The organism is Xanthobacter pollutisoli (assembly GCF_040044995.1).
In the GTDB taxonomy this organism is placed as follows: Bacteria; Pseudomonadota; Alphaproteobacteria; order Rhizobiales; family Xanthobacteraceae; genus Xanthobacter.
The window spans coordinates 36,882-47,392 of the sequence record NZ_JBDZDP010000023.1; the positions used below are offsets into that span (position 1 = coordinate 36,882).

The following is a 10,511-nucleotide window of genomic DNA, read 5'->3' on the forward strand; positions in this document are numbered from 1 at the left end:
AGGAGAAGGGATCGTGCGGTCGCGCACCCTCGCGGCGGTATCTGCGCAACCCTATTCCCCGCACACGAATAAGCGAAGGCGCAGAGGATCGGGTCGGCGAGAGCCCGGCGCAGGTGTTTGTCCGGCGTTAGGACACTTCGGCGCGGACGCATGCGGTTTGAACGGCATGTGGCGCCAGCTCATGAGGGGTGCATCTTGTCATCCGAGAAGAGCGACCAGGCGGCGACGAACAAAGCGACGATCAGCGGGCCGAGGACGAATCCGTTCATGCCGATCAGCGAGAGGCCGCCCACGGTGGAGATGAGCACGGCATAGTCCGGCAGCATGGTGCCCTTTCCCACCAAAGGTGGCCGCAGGAGGTTGTCCACCGTGCTGATCACCAGCGTGCCGATGGCGAGCAGGATGGCGCCTTTCAGATAGGCGCCGGTGAGCAGGAGATAGGCGGCCGCCGGTACCCAGACCAGCCCCGCGCCCACGGCGGGCAGCAGCGAGAGGACGGCCATCAGGATGCCCCACAGGAGCGCGGGCTGGATGCCCAGCATGAAGAAGGTGAGCCCGCCGATGGCGCCCTGGATGGCGGCGATGGTGACGTTGCCCTTGACCGTCGCCTTCACCACCGAGGCGAACTTCTCCAGCATCTGGTCGGTTTCCCGCTCGCCGAGGGGGCTCGCCTTGCGGATACGGGCGGCAAGGGCCACGCCATCGCGGAACAGGAAGAACAGCAGGTAGAGCATCACGCCGAGGCTGATGACGAACTGGGCCGTGTTCTGCCCGATGGTGACCGCCCTGGTGGCGATGGTCTGGCTCACCTCGAGGAGGAAAGAGGTGAGGCGGGCCTGGATCTGCGCCATGTCGCCGAGGTCGAGGGCGGCGAGCCCCTTCCAGACGAAGGGCGGCAGCGCGCCCTGGAGCCGGGAGAACAGGGTTCCCGGATCGAACTCCCGCGTGCCGATGCGGGTGTAGAGGCCGGCCGCCTCGTTGGCGAGGGCGGCGAGGATCAGTGTGCCCGGGATGACGACGACGCAGATGCAGGCCAGGACGCTGAGCGCTGCCGCGAGGTTGCGCCGGCTGCCGAGCCGCCTCTCGAGCCCGCGCTGAAGCGGATCGAACAGGATCGCGAGGATGACCGCCCACAGGATCGCGCCGTAATAAGGCGACAGCAGCCAGACGAACGCCACCGTCACCAGGGCGAGGGTGGCGAGAAAGGCGAACTCCTGGATCTTCGTCCGCGCCATGGGCGGCATTGCCTCCGTGGTTGCAGGTTCCCTATCTCGCCTATTCCGGCCCGGCATGTCCAAACAATCCCCGGCATGTCCAAGCAATCAAAGCGTGGACCCGCCTCCCGCCGGTCGGATTTCGTCGCCGGCCCCGAGGTGCCGCTCCCGACGGCGGGAGTCGAGATCGTAGAGGATCGGGACGACGAACACGGTGAGCGCGGTGGACGCCACCGTTCCGAAGATCAGCGAGATCGCCAATCCGCCGAAGACCGGGTCGCTCACCATGATCGCCGAGCCGAGGATGATGGCGAGGGTGGTCAGGAGGATCGGGCGCAGGCGCACCGCCCCTGCCTGCCGCACGGCCACATCGAGCGGCATGCCGTGCTTCAGGTTATCCTGGATGAAGTCGATGATCAGCAGCGAGTTGCGGATCACGACGCCGGACAGGGCGATGATGCCCACCATGGACGTGGCCGAGAAATCGGCGCCCACCAGCCAGTGCCCCGGAAAGATGCCGATGACGCCGAGCGGCACCGACGACATGGCGATCATGGGAAGGAGGAACGACCGATAATAGGCCACGAGCAGGAAGTAGACCATGAGCAGGGCGCCGCCCAGGGCCACCCCCATATCGCGATAGATGTCGAGGGTCATGCGCATCTCTCCGCCCCACAAGAGCTGGTAGCCGCCGATGGTGTCGGGCACGTCCTGGATGAACCCGAGATTGCCGGTGCGGAGCCGTTGCCCGTCGGGCGCCGTGATGCCGGAAAGGCGCCGCTGCAGATCCAGCACCGCGTTGAGGGGCACGGAGTTGGAGAGCTCGGCGCCGACGAAGGTCACCTTCTCGTTGTCGCGATGATGGATGGGACGGTCCGCCTCGGCGGGGAGCACCTTCACCAGCTCGGAAAGCGGCACCGGCCTGCCGTCCGCATTGGCGACGAACACGCGGTCCAGCCGGGTCGGGTCCACCTCGAAGCGACGGGGCACGAAGGCGCGCACGTCTACCGGATTCTTCTCGTCGGGCAGATGGGCCCGGCTCAGCACCTTGCCGCCATGGATCAAGGAGAGGGCTTCGGCGATCTGCGCCGTGGAGACCTTGGAGAGGGCCGCCTTCTCCTTGTCCGGGACGATGCGGTGCTCCCGCACGTCCTCCGGCTCGATGTCGATGAGATCGACCACGTCGTAAGTCTCGGCGAAGGCCTTGCGCACCTCGCCCGACAGCGCCCGCAGCCCCTCGGAATCCGGGCCGTAGAGCTCGGCGAGGACGGTTGAGCGCAAGGGTGGTCCGGGCGGATCCTCCACCAGGGAGACCTCGGTGCCGGGATAGGCTTTGGCGAGGGCATCCACCTTGGGCCGCAAGTTGCGCACGATATCGATGGAGCTCTCCGAGCGGTCGTGCTTGTCGGTGAGGTTTACCCGGATCTCAGCGACGTTGCTGCCGACGCGGCCCGCGGTGCCCTTGAACAGGCCGTTGAAATCCTCGACGCCCGCTTGCCCGATCCAGGTCTGGGTGTTGGCGACCTGCGGCTCCTTCGCGAGCCGCGCCGAAATCTCCCGCGCGAAGCGGTCGGTGACCTCGACCGGCGTCGTCTCCGGTGCCTTGATGACGACGTTGAACGTGTTCTTGTTGTCCTTCGGCAGGAAGCCGAGGGGCACGCCCAAAGCCGAGGCCGGCCCGCCGACGCCGGACGGGCGGATGAACTGCCATGCCCCCTGCATCATCGAGGCGACCATCAGGACCAGCACCGCCGCGGCGAACAGGCGGCGAGCGCCGCGCCGTTGCTGCAGGGGCGCGATGAGACGAAGATAGAGGCGCTCCATCCATCCCGGCTCGCCATGGTGCGCGGCCACCGCCTTGGCGTCCTCCTCCTGCACCTCATGGCGGTGGAGCCACCGGTTGGCGGCCCAGGGTGTGACGATGTAGGCCACCACCACCGATGCCGCCATGGCGATGGGCACGTTGTAGGCGATGGGATAGAAATAGTCGCCCGCCATGCCGGTGACGAGGAACAGAGAAGCGAACACCAGCATCACCGCGAAGGTGGCGAGATTGGTGGCGTTGCCGATCTCGTTGGTGGCCGCGACCGTCATCTGCTCCTTGCTGGCGCGGGAACGTTTTGCGCCATAGTGGCGGTGAATGTTCTCGATCACCACGATGGCCGCATCCACCAGGAGGCCGAGGGCGAGGATGAGCGCGAACAGGGTCACGCGGTTGATGGTGACGCCGCCGAGAAGGTCGGCCGCAAGAGTGATGGACAGGATGAGCGGCACCGTCACCATCACGATCAGGGCCTCGCGCCAGCCCAGGAAGAAGATCAGCACGAGGCCCACCGTGGCGAGGGCGATCAGGAGGTGCTCGAGCAGCAGGTTCACCGCGGCGTCGGCCTTCTCGCCATCGTCGCGGGTGACCACTGCCTGAACGTCCTGAGGCACGAACGTCGCCTGCATCTGCCTCACCCGCTCGATGACGGCGTTGGCCACCGTTACCGCGTTTGCCCCCTTCTTCTTGGCCACGGCGATGGTCACCGCCGGCAGGTTCGTCGCGTCCGGTCCGGAAAAGCGCGGGTCGCCGGGGCCGAAGGAGAAGCGGCTCATGGTGGAGATTTCGGATGGCGGCCCATCGGTCACCGCTGCCACGTCGCGGACATAGACCGGGCGGCCATCATGAATGGCCACGATCTGGTTCAGCACGTCGTCCGCCGAGGCGAAGTCGGCGGAGAGCTTGATAGTCTCCACCCGTCCATCGCGCACGGTGGGCGCAAGGGGCACGGAGAGGTTGCTGGCGCCGAAGGCCGCATAGGCCTGGCTCAGGGTCACGCCGAAAGCCTGCAGGCGGTCCGGGTCGAGCTCGATGGCGATCTCGCGCGTCTGCCCACCCTTCACGGAAACGACGGAGACATTGTCCGTGCTGCGCAGGTGCTCCGCCATGCGTTCGGCGAGCCGCTTCAAAGCGTAGTCGTCGTAGCGCGGGGAAGCGAGGGTGACGGTGACGATGGGCACATCGTCCGCGTCGATGCTGCGCACGAAGGGCGTGCCCGAGTCCGCCGGCAGGCGGGCACGGCTCGCCAGGACCCGGTCGTAGAGCTTCACCAGAGACTCTTCCTTCGGCTGGCCGACCTTGAACTGGACCTGGATCATAGCGAGAGAGTTCTGGGCCGTGCTCTCCACATGGTCGACGCCGGACATCTCGCTCATGATGCCTTCGAGCGGCCGGACAACGAGCTGCTCCACCTCGGCCGCCGACGCGCCGGGCAGGCTCACCGTGATCAGGGCGGCCGGCACGATGATCTGAGGGTTCTCCTCCCGCGGGGTCTTCAGCACCGCCACGATGCCGATCAATGCGACGGCGATGATGAAGACGATGGTGAGCTTGGAGGTGATGAAGGTCTGGGCGAGGCGCCCAGCCATGTTGAGGCGTGGCGCGCTCATTTCGCCCCTCCGATCAGGTTGACGATCGCGCCGTCGCGCAGCGCGTCGGTGGGCCCGATGAGGATGGCCTCGCCGGCGGTGAGCCCGGCGTTGACTTCCACGGCATCGCCGATGTCCTTGCCGGTGCGCAGCCAGCGGAAACGGGCCGAGCGGCCGTCGAGCACGAACACTCCGTCGAGCCCACCGCGATGCACGATGGCGGCGCGCGGCACGAGCAGTGTCTTGCGGCTGCCAAGGCTGAAGTCGGCGCGCCCGAACATGCCCGGTACCAGCGCCGGATCGGACGGCAGGATGACGTTGATCTCGTAGCGCCGCGTGATGTCGTCTCCGGACGGCACGATGCCACGCACGCGTCCCGGAAATACCTTGTCCTTCAACGTGTCGATCCGCACTTTGACCTCGGCTTTCGGATCGATCTGCGTGAGCCTGCTTTCGGCGACGAACGTTTTGAACAGGAGGACCTCGCGGGATTCCACCGTTAGCAGGGGGGTGCCGGCGGTGGCCATCTCGCCGGTGCGGCGCGCGACGGAGACCACCACGCCGTCTACCGGGCTGGTGATGGTGGCGTAGCCCTTCTGGGCATTGGCGGCGGCGAGAGCGGCCTGCGCCTTGTCGAGGAGTGCTTGGGCAACATCCACGCGTACCTTCGCCTTGCGCAAGGTTTCGGCGGCGATGGCGCCCGTGACGGCGAGCTTGGAATATTTCTCGACATCCGCCTTGGCGTCGTCGAGGTCCTCGCGGCTGGCTCGCACGCTGGCCTCCGCCTGCCGGATCGCTTCGTGGATGTCGGAAGGATCGATGCGCACGAGGAGGTCGCCACGCGACACCGTCTGCCCCTCGCGCACGTCGAGCTGTTGGATGAAGCCGACAACCCGCGACGACACGTCGATGCGCCCATCGGAGACCACCGATCCGGGCACGCTGTAAGTCACGGGAACCTCCCTTTCCACGACCGTCACGGTGGCAAGGCCCGCGGATGGTTCGGCGGCAGGTGCCGCCCAGGCGGCGACAGGCGGGAAGATCAGGAGCAGCGCCGCAAGGCAGGCGGCATGAGGCCTGGCGGCCGTGTCACGCATGACGATTTCCTTTGGAGTCACATTCGGGTTTTCGATCCGGGTCGGCCGGCGACGATCGAGCGCAGCTTCCCGCTTGATAAGTTCATTCGAATGAACTAACTATTGAACGAGGAAATTGCAATGGCATCGAAACCGAAAGCACCGAGCGGGCACGACGCCCGCAGCGCCAAGACACGCGAGCACCTCCTGGAGGCGACGATCGAGGTCATTGGCTCGGTCGGATATGAGGCGGCGAGCACGCGCGTCCTGGCCAAGGCCGCGAATGCGAACCTGTCGGCTATTCCCTACCATTTCGGAGGAAAGAAGGAGCTCTATCTCGCTGCGGCGCAGATGATCGCCGACTATGCACGGGGCCGCTTCGAGGAAGTCGGCGCCTTGCTGGACGGGGGCGCGGAGGCCGACCCGAGGCGCCGTTTCGAAGGCGCGCTCATCCATCTGCTGCACATCGTCCTGGAGGACGCGGAGCCACATTCTTGGACGTCGTTCTTCGCTCGTTGCACGTACGACAAGGATGAGGCATTCGAGCTCATCCACACGGAAGCCATCAAGCCGTTGGTAAACCGGCTCGCTCTGGCGGCGCGCGACATGTCCGCCTCGAAGGCGGAGGACGAGATCATCCGTCTGCGCGTCAGCGCGATCGTGACCGCCATCATGAGCTTCAGGTTTCTGCGCGGCATCGTGCTGCGCAGCATCGACGGGGATGATTTTCAGGGCGGGCATGTTGCCCAGTTCGAGGTCATGGTCCGCGATCTGTGTCGAAGCAATTTTCTCGCATGATTTAATGTAGATCAATAATGATGATGCAGAAATATGTTTTTATGTGAGATAAGTAAGTGGTGCCATTCCTATAGCGAGAAGGGATGCCAGATGAGTGAAAAATCATACCCCCACGAAACCATCGTATGGGCGAAGCAGCGGCTTGATGAGCTGGACGCGCTCATCTCCGAGGTGGAGAAGAGGTCCAAGGATCTGAGCGGTAGTGTCCGGGCGGAAGCCGATGCCGCGCTGGCCCGTCTTGAGGCGTCCCGCGCCAGCCTGCAGCAGTCCTACGATGAACTCCGCGCCGAGGCGGAGGCTCTCGATCGCACTGCGGAAGATCTCCAGGACGCCTTCGACGCCCAATGGGTCGAGGTCGAGACAGCCTTCCAGTCCCTCCTCGGGGCGCTCGCCGACCAGGCGGAGACGGCGCGTGGCATCGTGGCGGCGCGTGTCGAAGCGCAGCGCCAGGCTTGGGACAATTCCCTGAAGAGGCTGCGCGATCAGGCCGCCGAGACGGTGGACACCGCGCGCGGGGAGCTGGACGCGGCCATCAATCGTCTGTCCGAGGAGGCCGAGAGGTTCCAGGCCAGGATCGGCGAGGTCAAGGACGCGGGAGATACGTCTTGGGAGGCTGTGAAGAGCGGCCTTGCGGAGGCGAAGGCCGTCCACAACCGTACCATCGACAAAATCAAGGGCGCGTTCGCCAAGTTGCTCTGAAGCACGTGACGTCCGGGCTTTCCGACCCCTTCCTCATGCTGCGGAGATCACAATGAAGAACATGCGCGCCACCATCGCCGGGATTGCGTTCCTGGTTCCCGCTCTCGCGTTCGCCGCGCCGCATGCCCTCGCCGAGGGCGCCGCGCCGCCGACGCAGGACGTCGATAAGACTTCGGCGGCCCGCCAGGCCATCCAATGGACCCAGGATCGTCTGGCGGAGGCCGATGCGACCATCGCCGCGCTGGAGCGCAACGCCGCAGCGCTTACGGGCGAGGCGCGCGCCAAGGCGGATGCCGCGATCAAGACGCTGCGCGAGCAACGCGACGCTTATCGAGCGCAGGCCGACACGTCGATCGCCAACGCGAAATCCTGGACCGATGCGCAGGTCAGCGCGGCTCAAGAACGGCTCGATGCGAACTGGACGGCATTCCAATCCGCGCGCGATTCCTACCTGGATTCCGCCAAAGCAGACCTCGCGACGCGCCGGGCCGTGCTCCAGGCGGAATTGGATGCCCGGCGCACGGCTTGGCTGCAATCCGTCGAGGACCTGCGGGCGCGGGCGGAAAAGGTCGGGGCCGACCAGCGCGTGGCCATTGAAGCGCGCATCGCCGCGCTGAAAGCGCAGGTCGATGATGCTCAGGCGAGGCTCGCACGGCTCGAAGAAGGTTCAAGTACAGCCTGGAAGGCCGTGCAGAAGAGCTACACGGATGCCAGGACGCTTTTTTACGAGACCTATCGCTCGATTCGAAAGGCGATCGACGACGCGTCAAAATAAAGATATCCTTGTATTATCCGCCCGTGATTCTGCGGGCGGGCCCAACATCCTTTCAACCAGGGCTGTTCAACGCTCTAAATTGAGAGCGTGATTGGCGCTTTCGGCGCGCTGTGATTTTTTGCTTTTCCCGACGAAAAGTCTCTGAGAGTCCATCCTGGAAGTTTTGAGTCCTGATCATTTAGCCCATCTTATTCACGACAGCGCGGGTTTTTGGAACGTCGGGCGGTGCATGGGGGCGGGCCGCGCGTCGGAGTTCGGCTTTTTCACCGCTTCGGGGATCGCACTTTTTGGAACAGGTTGGAGGGATCAGGAGCGACGAGAGGGGCATGACGCCCCGTCGTTCAAGGGCCGCAGGGCATGAGCAGCGCCGCCGGCAGGGAGCAGAAGAGATCGGCCTCGGGGCAAGCGGCGGAGAAGGCGAGGCGCACGCGGCTCGCGGTCTCGATCACGCGAGCGGCGATTTTCAACAGCCGCAGGCGCAGCGTGGAGAACTCGGCTTTCGCCAGATCGCGCGGCTTTGGGATCGCATCGCGAACGCCGAGCATCAGCCAATAGGCGGCGGTGTGCAGGACGAGGCGAACCTGATTGGCGAGCGCCGAGCGGCAGGAGGTTCGATCGGAGCAAAGCTGCGCTTTGTGCAGCTTGATGAGGTTTTCCGCCTGTCCACGCGCGCAATAGAGGCTGTCGTAGAGCCATTGCGGCGCGCCATGCGAAAGATTGGTGACGGCGAAACGGATGTCGAGGCCGAGCCGCGTCGCCTCGATGCGCGCGATGGCGCGGCGTTCCCTATCCCAGGATTTGGCGCGGTGGCGCGTCTCGGCGTAGCCGAAGCGGCGTCCTGGTCGTCGCGGGCGCGCTCGACGCGGACAGCGTCCGCCGCCTCGTCGACTTTCCTGGACAACGGCTTGGTCCCGGGAGGGCCGAAGATGTAATGGACACCGTGATCCTGGCACCAGGCCATCGCCTCAGGCCGCGCATAATGCCCATCGCCGCGAAACAGGATGCGGGTCGCCGGCCATTGCTCGCGAATATGCCGCACCAACCGGCGCAGATGCGCTCTGACCTCGACGCCGGACGCCGTCTTGCCCGGGCGCAGGATCACGGCGACGGGGCGGCTGCGATCGGTGTCGTAGACATATGGATCGGCAAAAAACAGCGCTCGTCGTAGTGGGTGTTGAACAGCGACAATTGCTGATGACCATGCGTGATGTCGCAGGTGTCGTCGATGTCGAGCGTGACGGAGGACGGCGGCTTGTCGTAGGAGGCCATCCATTGGTCGACGAGCGCATAGGTCAGGCGGATCACGTCACGCAGGGCGGGTGCGTTCTCGAGCTGCGACAGCGTCGGTTGCGAGCAAAGATCGCGACCCGTCTCGGGCAGGCGCCCACAAGCGAGCTTGAACGCCGGGTCGGAGCGCAGAAAGTCGAGATCGTCGGCGTCCTCATAGCCGCAGCCGATCGCGAAGATGCGGGCGCGGATCATATCGGCGAGCGTATGAGTGATGCGCGACGGATCGCGGCGATCGGGAAAGCAGCGGGCCAGCCGCTGGGCGACGCCGAGCCGGCGCTCCGCCATGGCGAGCAGCATGACGCCGCCATCCGACGAGATGCGTCCGCCGTCGAACGCGGCTGTGACTTTCTTGCCCGCGACGGCTGGAAACGCGACGGCGGGAAACGTATCGTCTGTCTTGGCGAGCGTGGCAGGTCGGTGAAGGCGGAAAGGCTTGGTGTCAGCAACCAAATCCTACGCCGTTTCAGCGCTTTATGCTACGCTCGCCAACCTTCGAACAGCGTCGTCGCCAATAAGATGGGTGAACACCGCTTTCGCCAGGTGGGCAGGGAGGGAAAAGATGCCAACGGCTGGTGTCGGCCCGTGGCGGCTGACAGTTCTGGCGGCGGGGCTGGCGGCGCTCGCGGCCATGCCCGCGCGGGCCCAAACGCCCGAAACGAAGATGCCGTCGCCCGGCATCGCGCAGCCCGCCGGCCTCGACAAGGGCGCGGGCGCGCCGGCAGCGGGCGCCGATCACCCATCGAGTGCGCGGTCCGGCGGCACGGCGGACCATTGCAAGTTCAAGATCCTGCAGCAGGACTTCAAGTCCGGGGAGGAGGTCACGAAAGCCTGCCTCACCTGCCACACAGAAGCCGCCAAGCAGGTGATGGGCTCCATCCACTGGACCTGGCATTTCAAGAATCCGAAGACCGGCCAGGAGCTGGGCAAGAGCGAGGTGATCAACTCGTTCTGCGGCAATGTCGCCTCGAACGAGCCACGCTGCACGAGCTGCCATGCCGGCTATGGATGGGAGAAGATGGCCGACGGCCCGCCCCGAAGCGAGACTGCGGTCGACTGCCTCGTCTGCCATGCCGAGCCGGGGCGCTACGCCAAGCTCGACAATGAAGCTGGCCGCCCGGCCTTAGGCCGTGTGGACGAATTTGATCAAGCAGAGGCCTGCGGCGAAACTGACGATGGATCGGAAGTTTCGAGCCGTCTTTTCGCAGCGTAGCGCGACGCGCTTGAAGCGTTTGATGCGTCCCATGCCCT

The 10,511-nt window shown here is 65.4% G+C and carries 7 protein-coding genes and 1 pseudogene; 4 read left to right on the forward strand and 4 right to left on the reverse strand.

Annotated features, from left to right (window positions below; all coding sequences use genetic code 11):
• Positions 1-179: 179 nt before the first annotated feature.
• The 3 genes from ABLE93_RS23465 to ABLE93_RS23475 all read right to left on the reverse strand — a co-directional run bounded on the left by ABLE93_RS23465 (position 180) and on the right by ABLE93_RS23475 (position 5,722).
• On the reverse strand, positions 180-1,235 hold the full coding sequence (locus tag ABLE93_RS23465; RefSeq protein ID WP_348842167.1) for an AI-2E family transporter: 1,056 nt from the start codon (positions 1,233-1,235) through the stop codon (positions 180-182).
• Positions 1,236-1,322: 87 nt separating this feature from the next.
• Entirely contained in the window at positions 1,323-4,646 is a 3,324-nt protein-coding gene (locus tag ABLE93_RS23470; protein ID WP_348842168.1) for an efflux RND transporter permease subunit, read from the reverse strand.
• Positions 4,643-5,722 carry an efflux RND transporter periplasmic adaptor subunit gene (locus ABLE93_RS23475; RefSeq protein WP_348842169.1) on the reverse strand — a complete coding sequence of 360 codons (1,080 nt, stop codon included), beginning with the start codon at positions 5,720-5,722 and terminating at the stop codon, positions 4,643-4,645. The genes ABLE93_RS23470 and ABLE93_RS23475 overlap by 4 nt, the downstream gene beginning before the upstream one ends.
• Positions 5,723-5,842: 120 nt before the next feature.
• Between ABLE93_RS23475 and ABLE93_RS23480 the strand changes: the two genes are divergently transcribed.
• The 3 genes from ABLE93_RS23480 to ABLE93_RS23490 all read left to right on the forward strand — a co-directional run bounded on the left by ABLE93_RS23480 (position 5,843) and on the right by ABLE93_RS23490 (position 7,973).
• Positions 5,843-6,499, forward strand: coding sequence for a CerR family C-terminal domain-containing protein (locus ABLE93_RS23480; RefSeq protein ID WP_348842170.1), 657 nt, complete (start codon positions 5,843-5,845; stop codon positions 6,497-6,499).
• A gap of 90 nt (positions 6,500-6,589) precedes the next feature.
• Complete coding sequence (locus tag ABLE93_RS23485) at positions 6,590-7,198, forward strand: sll1863 family stress response protein (protein ID WP_348842171.1); 609 nt, start codon at positions 6,590-6,592, stop codon at positions 7,196-7,198.
• A 52-nt stretch (positions 7,199-7,250) separates the two neighbouring features.
• Positions 7,251-7,973, forward strand: coding sequence for a sll1863 family stress response protein (locus ABLE93_RS23490; protein WP_348842172.1), 723 nt, complete (start codon positions 7,251-7,253; stop codon positions 7,971-7,973).
• 341 nt (positions 7,974-8,314) lie between these two features.
• On the opposite strand, the pseudogene ABLE93_RS23495 reads toward ABLE93_RS23490, so the two are convergent.
• Positions 8,315-9,713: pseudogene (locus ABLE93_RS23495) on the reverse strand (IS1380 family transposase).
• On the opposite strand from ABLE93_RS23495, the gene ABLE93_RS23500 reads away from it, so the two are divergent.
• Complete coding sequence (locus ABLE93_RS23500; RefSeq protein ID WP_348842173.1) at positions 9,700-10,473, forward strand: multiheme c-type cytochrome; 774 nt, start codon at positions 9,700-9,702, stop codon at positions 10,471-10,473. The pseudogene ABLE93_RS23495 and the gene ABLE93_RS23500 overlap by 14 nt on opposite strands.
• Positions 10,474-10,511 lie beyond the last annotated feature (38 nt).